Origin of the sequence: Thalassobius sp. MITS945101 (assembly GCF_047123305.1) — a bacterium.
GTDB lineage: Bacteria > Pseudomonadota > Alphaproteobacteria > Rhodobacterales > Rhodobacteraceae > Thalassobius.
Genome location: NZ_CP138918.1, coordinates 3,549,489 through 3,565,415, shown reverse-complemented (window position 1 = coordinate 3,565,415; position 15,927 = coordinate 3,549,489). Strand labels below are relative to the sequence as shown.

The 15,927-nt window shown below is 59.4% G+C and carries 12 protein-coding genes; 7 read left to right on the top strand and 5 right to left on the bottom strand.

Annotation, left to right across the window (positions count from 1 at the left end):
* Positions 1–2: 2 nt before the first annotated feature.
* Together SIC14_RS17550 and SIC14_RS17545 are read right to left on the bottom strand one after the other, a co-directional pair.
* The gene (locus SIC14_RS17550) at positions 3–779 is read right to left on the bottom strand and encodes an ATP-binding cassette domain-containing protein (RefSeq protein ID WP_412563203.1); all 777 of its coding nucleotides are present in this window, start codon (positions 777–779) and stop codon (positions 3–5) included.
* Positions 769–2,322, bottom strand: a complete 1,554-nt coding sequence (locus tag SIC14_RS17545) for an ABC transporter substrate-binding protein (protein WP_412563202.1) — start codon at positions 2,320–2,322, stop codon at positions 769–771. The genes SIC14_RS17550 and SIC14_RS17545 overlap by 11 nt, the downstream gene beginning before the upstream one ends.
* Before the next feature lie 485 nt (positions 2,323–2,807).
* Between SIC14_RS17545 and SIC14_RS17540 the strand changes: the two genes are divergently transcribed.
* The 4 genes from SIC14_RS17540 to SIC14_RS17525 all read left to right on the top strand — a co-directional run bounded on the left by SIC14_RS17540 (position 2,808) and on the right by SIC14_RS17525 (position 12,512).
* Positions 2,808–3,803, top strand: a complete 996-nt coding sequence (locus SIC14_RS17540; protein WP_412563201.1) for a transferrin-binding protein-like solute binding protein — start codon at positions 2,808–2,810, stop codon at positions 3,801–3,803.
* 157 nt (positions 3,804–3,960) lie between these two features.
* Positions 3,961–5,244: a surface lipoprotein assembly modifier gene (locus SIC14_RS17535; RefSeq protein WP_412563200.1), complete on the top strand. Its 1,284-nt coding sequence runs from the start codon at positions 3,961–3,963 to the stop codon at positions 5,242–5,244.
* A gap of 223 nt (positions 5,245–5,467) precedes the next feature.
* Positions 5,468–8,134, top strand: a complete 2,667-nt coding sequence (locus tag SIC14_RS17530; RefSeq protein ID WP_412563199.1) for a hypothetical protein — start codon at positions 5,468–5,470, stop codon at positions 8,132–8,134.
* Position 8,135: 1 nt separating this feature from the next.
* Positions 8,136–12,512, top strand: coding sequence for a hypothetical protein (locus SIC14_RS17525; protein WP_412563198.1), 4,377 nt, complete (start codon positions 8,136–8,138; stop codon positions 12,510–12,512).
* Positions 12,513–12,678: 166 nt separating this feature from the next.
* Here the strand turns inward: SIC14_RS17525 and bfr are convergent, their stop codons facing one another.
* Positions 12,679–13,167 (bottom strand): bacterioferritin, encoded by a 489-nt coding sequence (gene bfr / locus SIC14_RS17520; protein ID WP_412563197.1) that lies wholly within the window; start codon positions 13,165–13,167, stop codon positions 12,679–12,681.
* A gap of 155 nt (positions 13,168–13,322) precedes the next feature.
* On the bottom strand, positions 13,323–13,571 hold the full coding sequence (locus SIC14_RS17515; protein WP_412563196.1) for a bacterioferritin-associated ferredoxin: 249 nt from the start codon (positions 13,569–13,571) through the stop codon (positions 13,323–13,325).
* 279 nt (positions 13,572–13,850) lie between these two features.
* Here SIC14_RS17515 and SIC14_RS17510 point away from each other — a divergent pair, with 279 nt between their 5' ends.
* The 3 genes from SIC14_RS17510 to SIC14_RS17500 are packed head-to-tail and all read left to right on the top strand — an operon-like array spanning position 13,851 to position 14,930.
* Entirely contained in the window at positions 13,851–14,075 is a 225-nt protein-coding gene (locus SIC14_RS17510; protein WP_412563195.1) for a hypothetical protein, read from the top strand.
* Positions 14,072–14,575, top strand: coding sequence for a hypothetical protein (locus SIC14_RS17505; protein ID WP_412563194.1), 504 nt, complete (start codon positions 14,072–14,074; stop codon positions 14,573–14,575). The genes SIC14_RS17510 and SIC14_RS17505 overlap by 4 nt, the downstream gene beginning before the upstream one ends.
* A 4-nt stretch (positions 14,576–14,579) precedes the next feature.
* Positions 14,580–14,930 (top strand): hypothetical protein, encoded by a 351-nt coding sequence (locus tag SIC14_RS17500; RefSeq protein WP_412563193.1) that lies wholly within the window; start codon positions 14,580–14,582, stop codon positions 14,928–14,930.
* Between the two features lie 48 nt (positions 14,931–14,978).
* Here SIC14_RS17500 and SIC14_RS17495 read toward each other — a convergent pair whose 3' ends face one another.
* Complete coding sequence (locus SIC14_RS17495; protein WP_412563192.1) at positions 14,979–15,500, bottom strand: MarR family winged helix-turn-helix transcriptional regulator; 522 nt, start codon at positions 15,498–15,500, stop codon at positions 14,979–14,981.
* Positions 15,501–15,927: the final 427 nt, after the last annotated feature.

The window sequence follows — 15,927 nt, the reverse complement described above, 5'->3', positions numbered from 1 at the left end:
GCCTATGCTGCCACCGAAGTTTTCAAACCCGCGCGCTGCCATTGGCGGTTGGCCACCAGTTCTGCCGCGTCATCGCTGGACGGCGCTGCCAAAACCCGCGCTGTTGGGCCAAATTCCACCAAACGGCCGTGGTGCAAGATCGCAATCTGATCTGCAAACCGCGCCGCAAGAGCCAGATCATGCGTCACCATCATCACGGCAATCTGGCGGTCTTGGGCCAGACGTTGCACCTCTGTCAGCACCTGAGCGGCGATCAGAGGGTCCAAGGCAGAGGTGGGTTCATCCAGGATCAGCATCTTAGGCTGTTCCCGCAGTGCCATCGCAAGCAACAAACGTTGCTGCATCCCACGACTCCAGGCGCCGGAGTAGGCACGGTCCAAGTCCGGCAGGCCAAGCGCGTGCAGAACGTCTTCGTCCGCGGACCGTTTGCCCAACAACCGCGTCAATTGCCGCCATTGCCAGTGCAGTCGATGCAGGGGATCAAATCCGTGTGCGGGGCTTTGTGGCACATAGGCAATACCCTTGGGTTTGCCAGCGGAGGCCCCGGTCATCGGGACCGATTGCCCGGCAAATGTCAGCGTTCCCGCAACAGGCACGGCGGGTTTGCGCAGCCCCAGGATCAGACGCAGCAAAGTGGATTTGCCCGCGCCGGAGCCGCCGACCACTGCCAAACACTGGCCAGCCGCAAGGTCCAGCGCAATATCTTCAAGCACTGTCTGCCCCGCGATCTGGGCAGACAGGCCTGTCAGTGTCAGCAGAGGGGTGCGATCACTCTGCAAGATCCAGCTCCGGTGAGGCCAGATAGGTTTCAGCCGGATGGATCTGGTAGCCAAGAACCTTACCGTTGCCGACAGAGACCTGCGTTTTGTGGAACAGGGGGATGATCGGCAGGTCTTGGTTCACAATTTCCTGCACGCGTGCATAGATCGGCTGACGCGCCTCGGTTTTGAACAAGGCACGGCCTTCGTCCAGCAGCGCATCCAGCGTGGGGTTGCTATAACCGGCAATGTTGTAGCTGGCGCCGGTGGCCACAAGGGTGCTGGGGAAATAGTCTGGATCGCCCTGCGGTGCGGTGCCCCAGGCCTGCAGGTGCATGTCAATTTCACCTGCCGCAAGCGCATCATTGTTGGCGCCAAACTCACCGATTGAGATTTCAGCCCCGATGCCGATCTGCTGCAGCATGGCCTGCGTGATCTCCAACGTCGGACGCAGCGCGGCGCGGCCCTCATAGGTGCGCAGCTTCAGAACCACATCCGTTCCGCCCAGCTCGCGAATGCCATTGCCGTCGCTGTCCACAATGCCCGCGTCGGCGAGGATCGCCTGCGCCTGCGCCGGATCATAGGGCAGCGTCAGATCCGCATTGACCCAAGAGGTCATATTGGCCGGAAACAGCGCGTTTGCTACATCGCCGCCAACGCCGGCAAGCGCGGCTGCCACGATCGTTTCGCGGTCCAACCCGAGGGAAACCGCCTGACGCAGGCTGTCATTGGCCAGGGGACCCCCGTTGACCCGTGGCTGGTAGAAGAACAACCGCGTGGTTGCGGCCTCAAAACGCTGGCCCGCTTGATCCTCTTCCAGCTTGGCAAAATCGGCCTCGGGGTAGTTCGAAACCAGATGCACGTCGCCGGATTTCAGGGCCAGCGCCGCCACGGCGCCATCCGGGATGGCATCGATCACCAGACGGTCCAGTTTGGGCGCGCCGCCCCAATAGGCCTCAAACCCACGGGTCACGTAGGTCTTTTCGGTAACCGCTTTTTCAAATACAAACGGCCCGGTTCCGATCAGCGGATGGTCTGCGTAACCATCCTTCATCACTGCCGCCGAGGGTTCTGTCAAAGACCACAGGAATGCGGAATTTGGCGTCTCTGTCTCAAATATCAGGGTGTGGGCATCCACAACTTTGATCGCTTTCAGACCCAGCAGCTTTGACAGGCGCGGGTTGTGGGCGGGGTGCCCTTCGAGGTCCAGCTTGGCAAAGGAGGCCTTCACATCCTCTGCCGTCATGACCGAACCATCGTGGAACTTCACACCCTGGCGCAGGGTGATCTGCCATTCGGTTGGCGACAGGTTTTCAAAAGATTGTGCCAGTCGCGGCTGCATCGACATGTCATAGCCAAGCCCGATCAGGGTCTCCGAAACCCCGGCGCGATTGCTCAGCCAGCCGTTTTGCCTTGCCCGTGGATCCGGCACCGAGCTTTTGGGGCCAAATGGCGCTGCAATCACCAGTTCCTTGGAGGTTTGAGGCTCTGCGGTGGCGCTGGCTACGGCAAGGGTGCTCAGCGCACCAATCAGAGAGAGTTTCGAAATCGTAGAGACAAACACCGGTAAAATCCTTTGTTAAGATCGTGTTTCTGGCGCGTATCACGTTATATCATAACATATCAAGAAGAAGCCGATGTTTTTTGTCAGAAAAGGCTACGGGAGTTTCAGGCTTCCTGAGGCCGGCGGAAAGGCTGGGCTCGCCAAGATCAGGGGGGCGGGAGGCAAACACAACAAATCGAAAACGGCAAAGAATGAGTTCGGGCGCGAACTACGCATTAGGGTCGAGGCACGGGGATGTGGTATGCAGGTAAGGTTCCGCTTTTGGCGAACCGAACAGGGAGCTCACCTGGCACCTCTCTTATGTGTCCACATTTATCGGAGGACATGCCGCTTTTACGATAGAGCGCCGCGAAAATCACGCTGCGCTGACGTTGCGCTGACGCAGCGCTCACGCCGAATTTTTACCTTTTCTTAACCTCCGCGGTGATGAGCGCGGGGGAGCAAGACGCCTCATGGGGTGTTCTAAAACTGGGAAAGGCAACAGTATGACTGCAACATTGAAACTTTTGACAACAACCGCTCTGGCCATTGGGCTGGCTGGCTGTACCACGGCTAAGAAGACCGCACCGGTAACAATCAGCGAAACCGAAGAGGCCAGCAGGGTCTTTGCGCAGGGCACCGGCGATCTTGGGGATGCGCTGACCTCTGGCGCGACGGTGGTGGCGCGCTCTGTCGGCACCGCGGGGATGAACCTGAACTATGACACCGGCGAAACCAGCCTGGTGGACGCCGAGGTCGAGGTCAGCCAGAACGCCAATGGTGAGCTGACGGTCACCGTCAACGGCTCCACCTATGCTTTTGACGCCAGCCATCGTCGGGTTGAAGCCAGTGGGGAAACCTACGGGTATGAAACAGATGGATCTGACGACAACGTCTGGGTCTCTGCCTTCAACTACACCGGCGAAATCGACGATCTTCTGAACCCCGGCAACGGCTACCTGGAGGTTCTGGGGGTCCAGAGCAATCAGGTTAACGGTGGCGAACCCACAGTCCGCGCCTTTGCGGTGGTCGGCACTGAAACCGAGGACGCCGCCTTGGCGGCCCTGCCCACGGCAACCTATCGGGGCCGCGGCCAGCTGCAGGTGGTGCCCACCACTGGTTTTGTAAACAACGGGACAAGCCAGACCCGGCTGCGCAGTGATCTGACGATGACGGCGGATTTTGGGGCCGGGACGGTCTCGGGCGTGTTGGACAATTTCACGGTGCAGGACGCCGGGTCCAGCGAACGCAATCCGGTGGATGGCACCATCGCGATGGATGAGACCAACTTTGACGTCAACGGTTTCCGCGGCTCGTTGTCGGCGGATGTCACCTTTGCCGGAAGTCTTGGGATTTCCAGCGCTGAAGGGGAATACTCGGGCGCCTTCTACGGTCCTGAGGCCGAGGAAGTGGGCGGCACCACCTGGTTGACCGCAACCGACACCGACGGCGCGACCTTTAACGGCATCGGCTATTTCGCCGGCGATCAATACGCCGATTGATCCACAGATTTCACCCCCGGCGCTTCCCACGTTCCCCACCGACTGGGGGTGAAAAGGGCGGGTCCGGACCCCAATCGGGACCCGCCCATATCCGTTTACATCCGCGCTGTGCCTTTCGCAGGTTTTCAAAACAAACGCCTTTAAAAGGAGCAAAGCCATGAAGATCAAAATCCTTCTCCTTGTGTTTGTCTGTCTCGTGGCCTGGCCCCATTTGGTCCGGGCGCAGGAAAGCCCGCGGGATCTGGTGGCAGCTGGGCAATATCAAGACGCCCGCCATGCCTTGGTCCGAATTGTGGCGGGGCGCGCCGACAAGGCACTGCATCTTGCCTATCTCGAAGGGCTGATTGCCGCCCACGCTGGCGACCGTCCGAAGGCCATTGAGACGTTTCGCACCATTTTGCGGGCGGCGCCGCAGTTCCTGCCAGCACGCCGTGAGTTGGTTGTGTTGCTGGCGGCGGAAGGGCGCAATCGCAGCGCTGTCTACCATGCCGAACATCTGGCCGCCGCCACCACGGACCGGAGACTGCGTGAGCGATTGCAGGCCTATACTCGGGCCGAGAACGAACGCAAACCCAATGGTTATGCGCTCCGGTTCAGTATTGCGCCAACCACAAATGTGAACAATGGCACTGAAGCCCAGGAAGTCATCATTGGCGGCATTCCTTTTGAGGTCGACCCGGACAGCCGTGCCAAGGCCGGTGCGCGGATCTCGGCCGGGGTGACGGGCTGGGCCGGGCGCCAGTTGGGGCCAAAACTGCGCGGCATTGCAACCCTGTCGCTGGACCACGCCATCACCACACCAGGAGGCGCAAGCGACACCACTTTGCGCGGACAGGCTGAACTGATTGCACCGTTACGAAACGGGCGCGCGCGGCTGTCGTTTGGACCCTATCTGGAGGCCAAGTTCAGCGCCGGTGATCTGGCACGCAGACGGACTGGTGTGGTGTTGAACTATCAACAAACAGCAGGCAAGGCGGGACAGTTTGGTGCCTCTCTGGATCTGCATCGGCAGAGCTTTCCGCTTGCCTCCTACCGCGACGGGAGGCGGCTGAAAGGCAAGCTGTCCTTCCGTAAACTGGTCAATGCCAGTCGGGCCTTTTCTGTCGCTTTGCCGTTTGAGGTGGAACAGACCTGCCGCGCCCATTTGGATCATCGCAAGCTGGGCGTGCGGCTGGGCTGGGAACAGCAATGGCGGGGTGGGTTGGCCACCGATGTGGAACTGTCGCTGGATGCGGACCGGTTTCGCGGCAACTACCCCGGGTTTGCCTTTCCGCGGCAGGATGACGTGTTCGGCATCGAGATCTCGGCACGCCATTCCAAATGGGCGCTGGGCGCCTTTGCACCAGAGATCAGCTACAGCTACACGCGCGCGTCTTCCTCGATCGATTTCTTCGATTACGAAAGCCACGGCGTTGGGGTGTCGCTGTCTTCACGGTTTTAATACGAATCCGGTTCACCAAGGTGTTGCCATGTTCACAAGAAAACCGGCGTCTTAGGGGGGCGTTTTGAGAATACCGCTGGGTCATGTATCCTGACATCGCACTTCCCGCCCCGCAATTTACGGGCCTTTTTCTAGGAGGGACGATTTGCGGTATCTGGTTTCAACGCAATTCATCAAGTTTTTAGGCTGCTGCCTGTTGTGTCTTTGCGCCGTTGCAGCGCCGATGCGCCCCGTAATCGCGCAGGACATCGCGATCTCGGCGCAGTGGGTTGAGGCGGGGGGCAATTTTGCCATCTCCTTCAATATACCGGAAACGGACCCCAGTCAGACCTATAAGCTGGCCCTGATCCCCTTGGGGGCGGAAACAATCCCTTCGGGCCATGTGGTCTCCAGTCCGGGGCAGGGCGCATGGCAGTTTGATGCGCCGCAGGTGCCGGGCCGGTATCAGGCGGTGATCGCCTTGCTGAATGCGGAACGTCCCCTGCAAAGGTTGCCCGTTGAGGTGGTCGTAACCCCCACACCCGGTGCCTTGCGCCTGTCAAAGACCACCTTTCTAGGTATGGAGACGGCGGAGATCGCGGCAACCTTGCCAGAGGGGCGGCGCTACCCGAACCCCTGGGTGGGTCTGTTTGCGGTTGGGCAGAACATGCCGATCGGTGGCGCGAGCGTGGGGGATGAACGACTGGGGTGGGAGTGGGTGCAGGGGGACGGCACGCCGGTTAACTTTACCATGCCGCGTTGGCCGGGCTTCTATGAGTTCCGCCTGTTTGACCGATCCGAAGGGCCCTACGTGCTGGACCGCACGCGGGTCACCGTCAAACCGCCGCCGCAGCCGGGTGTCATTGCGCTGGACAAAGAGACCTACGAGGTTGGGGCACAGGTTTCCGTCACCGTCTCCAGCACAGCGCAACTTTTTGCCCAGCCCTGGATTGCCTTGACGCGGGAAGGCCGGGAAGAGGGCGGCGGCCAGGTGCTGGAGCAGCGGTTCCACTGGGATTGGCTCAATCGGGACACACGGGTCTGGCAGTTTGCTGCCCCCTCCACCGAAGGCCGCTATGAGGTGCGGCTCTATGACGGGGACGGGCAGTTCTATTTCGAAATGGACCGTCAGGCCTTTGAGGTGATTGCAAAACCGGAAGACGGGGCGATCAAGCTGGCCAAGACCACGTTCAACATCGGTGAGGTGATTGATATCTCTGTCGCCTATGGCACGGAACGGGGGCAATACTCGTCATGGGTGGGCCTGTTCGAACTGGTGCCTGAGGCCACGGGTGGAAATGCGCCAAAATCCGTGCACCGGCATGGCTGGGAATGGGTTGGCAACAACGACGCGACCACGCTGAAAGCCCCGATCTGGCCCGGCAAGTATGAACTGCGGCTCTATGACCGTGACGGGCGCCACTATATGCTGGATCGCCAGACAATCACGGTGGTGGTGCCACCTGTACCTGAGGCGTTGACGCTCTCTGCGCGGCAATTGGCGATCGGGCAGCCATTGCAGGTCAGCACGGCCCTGCCAGAGGGGCGCGCCTATCCGTCCCCCTGGATCAACATCACCCGGCTGGAACCGACCGCCAGCGCAGGCGGGGCCGAGATTACACCGCGTGCGAGCGAATGGCATTGGGCGCGCACCGACCAGCCTGTGACGTTCCAGGGGCTGCGCCATCCGGGTCGCTACCGTGTGCGATTGTTTGATCGCGACGGCGGTGGCTACATTCTGGATGAGGAAGAGCTGGAGGTCACCGTGCCTGCGCTCGCCAACGCGGTGCGCAGCGATAAACCGCAGTATCGCACCGGAGAGAAGATCTCGGTCTCTGTTGATCTGCCGGCCGAGCGCCAATTCGGCGGTGCTTTTGTAGGACTCTATATCAATGAAGACACCGGCGGGCAGGGGATCGACTATGGTCGCAACCGGATCGGGCATCAGTGGCTTGCGGTTGATGGCGGTCCCTATGTATTTGAAGCGCCGTCGACCGAGGGCACCTATCAGATCATTGCCTTTGATCGCGAAAAGGACGGCTACGAATTGGGGCGCACTTCGGTGCAGGTGGGGGCCACACCGGTCAACCTGCTGCGCATCAGTGGCCGTAGTTTCCAACCGGGGGCGATGATCCGGCTGCAAACACGTGTGCCCGCAGGGCTGCGGCTCTATGATCCTATCGTCAAGATGATGCATTCTTCTTACCGGTTGGACAGTGGTGTTCTGGCGGCGGAGGTGCCGATCACCTCGCGGCATGTGAACCGAAGTGAAGGGGAAACCTTTGAAGTTGCGGCGCCGCAGACGCCTGGTAAGTACGAGTTTCGGTTCTACGATCGCGGCGGGCACTTCTATATCCTTGATATCGAAGAGTTTGAGGTTGCGGCGCTGGGCCCCGAGGCCGCGCGGCGCACCCCTGAACGGTTGACCCCAATGCCGGGCGAGGGACGCCGCGCCTCCCCCAATCAGCCGGACACGTCACCCCCAACCGAGGACGGCCCCGCGGCTGAAACCTCTGAGGATACACCCGCAGATACCCCGGCAACGGAAGAGAGCGACACGGCGCCCGAGGACGGCAGCAATCCGACACCAGACACCGCCGACAGTGACAGCCCGACTGATCCCACCTCTGACGAACCGATCGACAATGCTGCAGACGATCTGACGCCTGATGGTCCAAAGTTGCAGATCGAGGCTTTGACCGAATACGGCCTGCAATCCGTTGATGAAATCGCGCCCGGTGCCAGCTTCCGGGTGCGGGTCTACTACCCGTTGCCCCCCAAAGAGGCCCCGAAATCGGTGCAGGTTGCCCTGCAAGGGGGCAAGAGCATGACGCTGCTTTTGAAGGCTGACAAAAACGCTGGGGTCTATGTCACCGATGTGGTGCGTGTGCCGCTGAGTGAAGGAGAGTGAGATGATTATGTCGCGTTTCTTGACCCGCGCGTTGCGTGCTTTCTTGTTGGGGACCGGCTGTCTGTTGTTCGCTCCCTTGCCGATTATAGCGCAGGAGGCGAAGGAAAACCTCGCCGAGGTCTTGCGCCGGATCGAGGACACCCGATTGAGCGATCAGGACAAGCTACGCCAGTTGCTGCAAACCGAATATATTGCCCGCACCAAAGCGCCCAACAGCTGGACCGATGTGTTTCTTGGCGACAGCAACCCGGACCTGAAACGGTTTAAACGCACGATGGCGCTGCATTCCCAGAACACCGCCAAGGCCGAAAGCGCATATCGTCAGGCCCTTACGGCCCAGATCATCGCCAACACCCGCGGTCTGCCGCGGGATCAGGCGCGGGCCTATATCACCAAGATGGCACATGACACGTTTCTGTCCCGCCAGCGTGGCCATCAGAATGTGCGGGAGACGTTGAAATACAAGCTTTCCACCGCCAAAACGGATGCGGACAAGGCCAAGGCGCGTGCCTTCACTGAAAGCCTGCTGCGCACACGCGCGCTTGAGGATGAGGTCTACCAAACAGCCTTGCGGCGTCATGACGGGCAGGGGGACGCGGCGCGGATGCGCGAATTGCTGCGCCGCATTGGCAACCGCAAGACCACATTGCGTCCCTCGGATTTTGCGGATTCGGACGAACGGGCGCGGGAAGAGTTCCTACGCCGTTCCCAGACCGAGCTGGAGGTGGCCGAATACCGACGTCTGGCCCGCAATGGCACCTTCCTGAGTGTACAGAACGGTCAACCTGTGTCCGGCCAATCCCGGCTGGAGATGGCGCGCGATGCGGAACGGGTGCTGGTCAACCGGCTGAATGCCAAGGCGCTGAAACCCAGCCGCTATGACATATTGGCCTTCACGCTCAGCAAGGATGAACGTGCGATCCGCGCTGAAACCTTGGCGAAAGAGATCAAGGAAACCCCGGAATATGTCGCGCTCGACATGCTAGGGCCCGCGGATTTTGGCAATCAGGGCATGCGCTATCTGGCGGTGGCCAGCGCCTTGCGGCAGCAGCAACAGGGGGTGGCGGACTGGCGGGCGAAGTTTGTCAAAGGCACCGATACCGGCATTGCGGCCGTGGATGGGTTCACCAGCATGTTGCAGACCGGCGCGGCAGATTATTCGCGGATCTGGGACAACGCCGGGGAAATGTCGCTGAGCAGGGTCGATGCACGGATTTCGCGCTACAATGCCCATGTCGACCAGTTGATCCCAGCCATCACCGAGGCAGGGAAACTCCAGCTGGAGGCCCGCCGCGCTGGTAAACCGCTGGATCTGAGCAAGCTCTCCGCCAAATCGCGGGAGTTGTTGATCAAGGCGCAGATGTTACAGGGCAAACCCGGCCAGCAGCGTCTGGTGCTGAACGACAAAACGCGGGTCTTTGGCGGGCTGAAAGAAGGATTGAACCTGCCGGGGGATCATTTCCTCAACTCGGTTTCGGGCCTCAACATGCTGGAGATGGCGGCCACCACCTATATCCCCGCTGCAGGCTCGGGCAAGGTGGCTAAGATGCTGGAAGGATTGAAAGTTTCACGCACCGGCGTGCAGGCGGCGCGGTTCGGCACTGACCTTGGGGTTGGGATGATCCTGACCGGCGCCACGGATTACGCCAAAACCGGCAAGGTGGATCCCAGCAAAATCGCCATCGAATCCTCGCTTCTGCAACTGGGCCTTGGCAGCGCCGGCAGTGTGACCAATGGGGCCGCACGGGCAATGGCCAGCCATCTGTCCAAGAACCCGACCGCCCGCGCCGCGACCGAAAAGGCTTTGCGCACCGCAATGGGATTGCCGTCAGAAGCGATGTTGCAATCGGTCTATCAGGCCAAGATGCAGGGCAGTGATGTCAGCTATGAGATGTTTCTGGCCAACCTGATGAATGCGGGCATGTCACGTGGGGTGTCCCATTCTATCGAAAGCCCATTTTTGGCCCATCTGCCCAAAACCCTGCGCCGTAAAGTGGTCGATGCCAATGATGTGGTGCGGCGCTCCAAAGAGGTGGCGGAGTCCCGGTTGAAGGAGGTCTTGGGTGATCAGGTCTCCGGCAAGGCTGCGGATGACGGCGGGATCCAGACCCGCGAGGGCACCCCAGCAGACACATTACGTAAAACGATGGATGAGGCGCTGTCTTCGGGCAAAATCACCTGGGGCGAATTGACGATGCTCTATGGTGACAATCCAGGTCTGAAACCGGTGCTGCAGGCGGTGAACAACCATCGGGCCGAGTATTTCCAGAAGTTGGTCGAACCCGCCCAAAACGCCGCCCGTCGTGAATTAACCGGAGAATTCACCTGGCGCAGCAACCAGATCAAGAAGCTCTATGCCAATGATCCGGCAAAGCTGAAGGCCGAAGAGGCGCGGCTGCAACGGGAATATGATGCGGAGCTGAAGCTGATCAACACCGCCCCTAAAGCGCCGGGGTCAGACAATCTGACCAGTGACGTGGACCGCTCTATCGCCTCGGAACGGGTGCGGCGGCAGCTCAAGCAGATGTACCGCAATGACCGCGGCGGTTATGAAATCCCCGCCAGCTCGGCGCAGTCCTACGATGTGAACGAATACATCAATGTCTTTCCGGACATCCGTAAAACCATGGGGCAGGCCAAGGAACTGGCAAATGTGAAGGTTGAGGCCGGCGATTACAACGGGCTGACCCAGGATCAGGCAATCGAGGCGCAGGGCATGGCAACCGCGATGTTGCATATGAACAAGGCGCAGCGGGAACAATACCGCCAGAATGTGCGAAACTCGACAGGAGATCTGGCGCTGGCTGACCGGCAATTGGCGGCGGCGGGCAAATCTCTGCTGCGGGCGGACCGTGAAATGCAGGCTGAAATGCAGGCGGTGGCACGGGACAATCCGAACCTGAAAGCCAACCCCGCCGATCTGGCGGTCCGCGCCCGTGACAACCTCTATGGCCGCCGGACCGAAGCGATCCGCAAAGACAATTTGAAACTGATGCATCTGGAGCATGACATTCAGGCGCTGAAAGATAAGAACGTTCCCGAAGATGCGCCAGAGCGGGTCAAACTGGAGGAGGCCCGCAAGAAACTGCAGGCCAAGATCCACCGCGACTGGGGCTTTGCCCTGCGGGAAGGTATTGAAACCTATGCCAGTTTTTCGGGTCTCGACTCAATTGTCAGCGACGGGCAGATGAAGAAGATCCCGATCCGCGAGTTGATCAACAACACGAAATATTACCGTGTGAAACCCGGTGAAAAACAGGAAAACCCGCCGGAAGGGGTGATCGAAAAGGAACTGTCTGATCGGCAGGTGCAGGCATTCCTGAACGATCAGATCAACATGATGACCCACCATGTGAACGGGCTGCACAAGGGCGGTGAAGATGTGGTTGGCGTGGCCTCGGCTTTGGGGAAATACGGCGAACGGGCGGTGCTGGGGCTGAAGCTGCAGGGCAAGGATCTGACCAAGCCGCCTTACTTGGCCTTTAGTCGTTGGTCCGAGTCGATGGTGAAAAACCGCAAGGACCCGGAAAAGCTGAAAGAAACTCTGCGCGAGATTTCCTCGGCCTTTGGCGGGTCGGGCAATGAAAAACACGGGCTTTTGCAGTTCATCAAGATGGCTGAGGCCTCCTTGCCCGGGGCCAAAGGTATTTGGGACGCCAAGGCGATGGGGCTGAAACCGACGCAACCGGTTGCGGGCAAAGCGCCGACGATGCAACAGCTGAAAACCCAGCTCGCAAACCGGCGCCGGATGCTGGAGGAGGAAGAGGAGATCCGCCTGCGCTATGGCCCCGCCTCCGCCCGGAAGGCAAATGAAACCAAACGCTTGGCGCTTAAGGATGAGTTGACCAAACTGGAAGCCAACAAGGCGCGCCGCGAGAAGTTTGGCAAACAATACCTGCGGGAGGACTGGACCAAGGCTGAGGCGTTAGAGGCGAAGGAACGCTCGCTGCAGGAACGTCTGGCCCAGCTTGGCAAACTGTCGAAAAACGACCAATCCGCGGGTCCGATTGTCAAAGACCTGCGCGCCACCCAGAAACAGCTTGCCGAACTGCGGCAGCGCTATAAGGACAAGGGGGGCAATGGCACGATAGCGCTCACCGATCAGGAAAAGCTGGAAGAGGCCCGCATGGCCGCGATCCGTGAAGAGCTGAAGCTGCGGGAAAAGGCCGACACCCGCTACGCCGCGCTGGAGAAAGAAAAACTGGCGCGCATTGCCAAGGCCAATCCCTTGCCCGCCGGTCAGACCGGGAAAATCGCCACGCTTCCACTTGGCAAACCGGCGGCGGGCAAACCGCAGCTGCTGGTTGTAACCCTTGGCAATGCCACGCTGAAAATCCGCGTGCAAAAGCCCATTGAACCCGTGGCGACGGGGGATTGAGGACGGGGGATTGAGGTTGATCCTATTGCTGCGGTCCGCTCCAGTCGCCGGGCCCGCCCCCGTTTCGTCTCCGCGCGGTAAGATGACAAAACTTCAGCTTAGGGCGGGCCCTGAGGCCTTGCCCATTCTGGTTAATAACCTGTGCCGTTCCTTCTAGCGGCGCGAGTTACCCGTCTACATCGTCCGCGGAATCCGCGTTCAGCTGATTGTAATTCGCCGCGCCAATGTCATCGAGCAGGCCGATCTGGGTTTCCAGGAAATCCACATGCCCTTGTTCATCCAGGATCAGCTCTTCAAACAGGTGCATCGATGCAAAATCGCCCACTTCAGCGCAGTATTTGCGGGCTTCGGCGTAAAGCGCCACCGCCTCCATCTCGACCTCAAGGTCACAGGTCAGGGTTTCGCGCACGTCTTCCCCGATTTTCAGCGGGTTCAGGCTTTGCAGATTGGGCATGCCTTCCAGGAAAATGATCCGATCGATCAGCTTGTCGGCGTGCTCCATTTCTTCGATGCTTTCTTCCCGCATCTTTTTGGCCAGTTTGGTCACCCCCCAGTCGTTCTGCAGCCGGTAATGCAGCCAGAACTGGCTCACCGCAGTCAATTCGTGCTTCAGGGCGGTGTTGAGGTATTCAATAACTTTCTTGTCGCCTTTCATGGTGGCTCCTCCCGATCAAATGCTTGCTGCACGTCAAAACACGTGGCTGACCCTTGAAGGGTAGCGGGGCAGGGTTAACAGGCAATAAAAAGAGGTTTCCTCAGGAATTGGGACCAGAGGTGGGAGCGGCCATTTCCGTGCCGCGCGGGCGGGGATTAGCCGATCACCTCTGTTGCTACGTGGGGACGGCGCAGGGCGCGCAGTTCGGCGGGCACTTCCAGATTTGGATTGGCACGCATCGAGGCTACGAAAAGCTTGATGCAGCCGCCGCATTCGGGGCTTTTGCCCAAAGCATGGTAGATTTTGCCCGGTGTGATGATCGCGGTTTTATCGGCTGCACGCATCCAGTCGATGGCCTTTTGGACATCTTTGTCACTGATAACTTGGCAGCTGCAGATGATCATAGCATTTGGGGTCCGTTCTTCTTGCTCTCAATTACCCAATTAAAACACTAAGGGTCAATACCTGATTTTTTTAATTGGGTTTAAAGTGCGCGAGGAAACACCACTTATGGTGCGGCCGTGAATGCAACACCGCGCCAAGGAAATAAGGGCGGATTCGGAGTTTTCCAAAAATCTTACACTCCCCCTTGCATTGCCTGAGTATTTTTGTCAGATATCGCCTACCCAGTCAGCGCTGCGGCGTCAGGCCAGGTCCAGACCCAGTTGTAAGGACCCACGCCCATGAATGACTTGCTCAAATCCCTGCTTGCTGCCGACCAACACGCCCGCGCTTTTGGCACTGGCCTAAACCCACGTCTACGCGCCGTGATTGAGGCGGATCTGCGATTTCCCGCCCGTGCCACCGCGCCCCGGCCCCAGACCCCCATTTCGGCAGAGGACATGCCGGACAATGTGACGCCGTTGCACCCTCAACCGCCCATCTCTGGCAAAAGGACTTCCGCATGACCCTTCAGTCGCAAAGCTTTACCCCCTGCCAACAGCGGGTTGAAACCTGTGGTTACGACAGCTTCGAACTGGGACTTTTGCCAGTGCTGCGGCATCTGCTGACCAGTTTCCATTCGCCGGAAAGCCATGCCTGGTTTCGGGCGCAGACGGTCTCGGTGGAACGCTGGGGCGAGAATGTTGGCCTCGCCGTGTGTTTCCGCCTGCAAGCGTTGGTGCGGATGTTGATGGAGGCGCGTGGCCCGACCTTGCTGTTTATCGATCCGCTGGATGTCGAGCAGCGGTGTTTTATCAGCGCGGACGAAGAAACGCTGCTGTGGATGCTGCATTACATGCGCCGCGATCGCACGCCGAAGGCGCGTGATGCGGTCGAGAAACTGACCCGGGGCCAGATGGACCCGCATTTGATCCGCGAAGGTTTGAAATTTGCAGCCCGTTTCCCGGCGGCGGGAACAGGGGCTGCCAAACCTTACTCTGGCCCCAGACTGTCTGTTGTACGGTGACCCCATGAGCAAAATGCAGATGATTGCTTCGGAAGCGGCCGCAAGGGCGGCTTTGACCGGCCCAATTCGTCCTGCCGTGCGTGAATTGCGCGGAATCTTGCGGGCGGCGGGCTCGGCGCGGGCGTTTCAGCAATTCACCACCGCGCTCGCCGCGCAAAGCCAGGTTCTGTCTCTGGCGCCCGCGCATTTCTACAGTGAAACCCGGTTTGGCGCGATTGAGGCCTGGCGCGAAGAGGGCAACCTGTCCTTCCTGCTGCGCAGTCGCTACGGATCGCAACTGGATCTGATGCGCTACCAGATCGGCCTGATTTGCGAGGATCTGTTTTCGAACAAATCCCCCACGTGGTCGGTTTGAGGCAATAGGCTGATGTTTTACCTGCTGAACAGGACGCCAGCACGGCACTCAGTCCGCGGTTTCACCTGTTTGCGCGGGATTCTGCTCCCAAGGCATTGGCAGCGCTTTGATCAGCAGCCGTGCCATCAGGTAGGCTTCATCTTCGCTCAATCGTTCTGACAAGGCGTCCTGCATGGCATTGTGATAGGTGGTCCAGACCTCGTCATGCAGGCCAATGCCCTGACCGGTGAGGAACAGCACTTGCTTGCGGCGCCCATCGGCGATGAACTCGCGGCGGACAAAACCCGCTTTCTCCAACCGGGCCACATGACGTGAGAGGGCGTATTGCGGTAGATACAGCTCGGTCTCGATCTGGCTCATCAGCTTGCCCGTGGGGCCGCCCCGGTGGATATGCAGCAGGATCTCGTACCAAATCGGATCTGCCAGCCCATGCGCTTTGAGGGCCTTGGCGATCTGCGGATAGAGGTTGCGATGCACCCGCATCATGTTGAACCAAAGCCGATTGTAGCCCACGGAAGGGTCATCATCTTTGAAAAATTCTCTGGCGGTTTCGCTGGTGATCTGGGTCATTGAGAAGCGCTTTTGCAATCGATATCTGAATAGGGCTGACTATAGGTTGCTTTGCCCCCGGATGGCCACGCCGTTCGGGCGGTGTTTGGCCCCAATTGAGACCGGAAAGACCAAAATCCTCTGATCCAATGGGCCGCAATTTGCGCGTAGACCCGCAGTGTGGATGACATTTGCCTGCATTTTTGCTATGTTTTCTTGGTGTTTTTACTGTTTTGGCAGCAATAAGAAGCGCTTGCCAAACGTGTGTTTCAGTCGTCGCTCGACCGTAGATGAGACTAACTTAAAGCCGTTCAATTCAAGGGTATGTGATACGAGGGCAATTTCGCGCCTCCTTTAGCTGTTTCAAGCCGTATTAGTCATATCCACGCCAGTCCTCTCGGCCGGGTCCACTGCCTGCGTTTCGCAGGTGCAGTATCCACGGGGGAAC

Excerpts from the sequence above, each read along its gene's own strand:
- SIC14_RS17540 (WP_412563201.1), top strand. The coding sequence starts at position 2,808 with ATGACTGCAACATTGAAACTTTTGACAACAACCGCTCTGGCCATTGGG.
- SIC14_RS17535 (WP_412563200.1), top strand. The coding sequence starts at position 3,961 with ATGAAGATCAAAATCCTTCTCCTTGTGTTTGTCTGTCTCGTGGCCTGG.
- SIC14_RS17530 (WP_412563199.1), top strand. The coding sequence starts at position 5,468 with ATGCGCCCCGTAATCGCGCAGGACATCGCGATCTCGGCGCAGTGGGTT.
- SIC14_RS17525 (WP_412563198.1), top strand. The coding sequence starts at position 8,136 with ATGATTATGTCGCGTTTCTTGACCCGCGCGTTGCGTGCTTTCTTGTTG.
- bfr (WP_412563197.1), bottom strand. The coding sequence starts at position 13,167 with ATGAAAGGCGACAAGAAAGTTATTGAATACCTCAACACCGCCCTGAAG.
- SIC14_RS17515 (WP_412563196.1), bottom strand. The coding sequence starts at position 13,571 with ATGATCATCTGCAGCTGCCAAGTTATCAGTGACAAAGATGTCCAAAAG.
- SIC14_RS17510 (WP_412563195.1), top strand. The coding sequence starts at position 13,851 with ATGAATGACTTGCTCAAATCCCTGCTTGCTGCCGACCAACACGCCCGC.
- SIC14_RS17505 (WP_412563194.1), top strand. The coding sequence starts at position 14,072 with ATGACCCTTCAGTCGCAAAGCTTTACCCCCTGCCAACAGCGGGTTGAA.
- SIC14_RS17500 (WP_412563193.1), top strand. The coding sequence starts at position 14,580 with ATGAGCAAAATGCAGATGATTGCTTCGGAAGCGGCCGCAAGGGCGGCT.
- SIC14_RS17495 (WP_412563192.1), bottom strand. The coding sequence starts at position 15,500 with ATGACCCAGATCACCAGCGAAACCGCCAGAGAATTTTTCAAAGATGAT.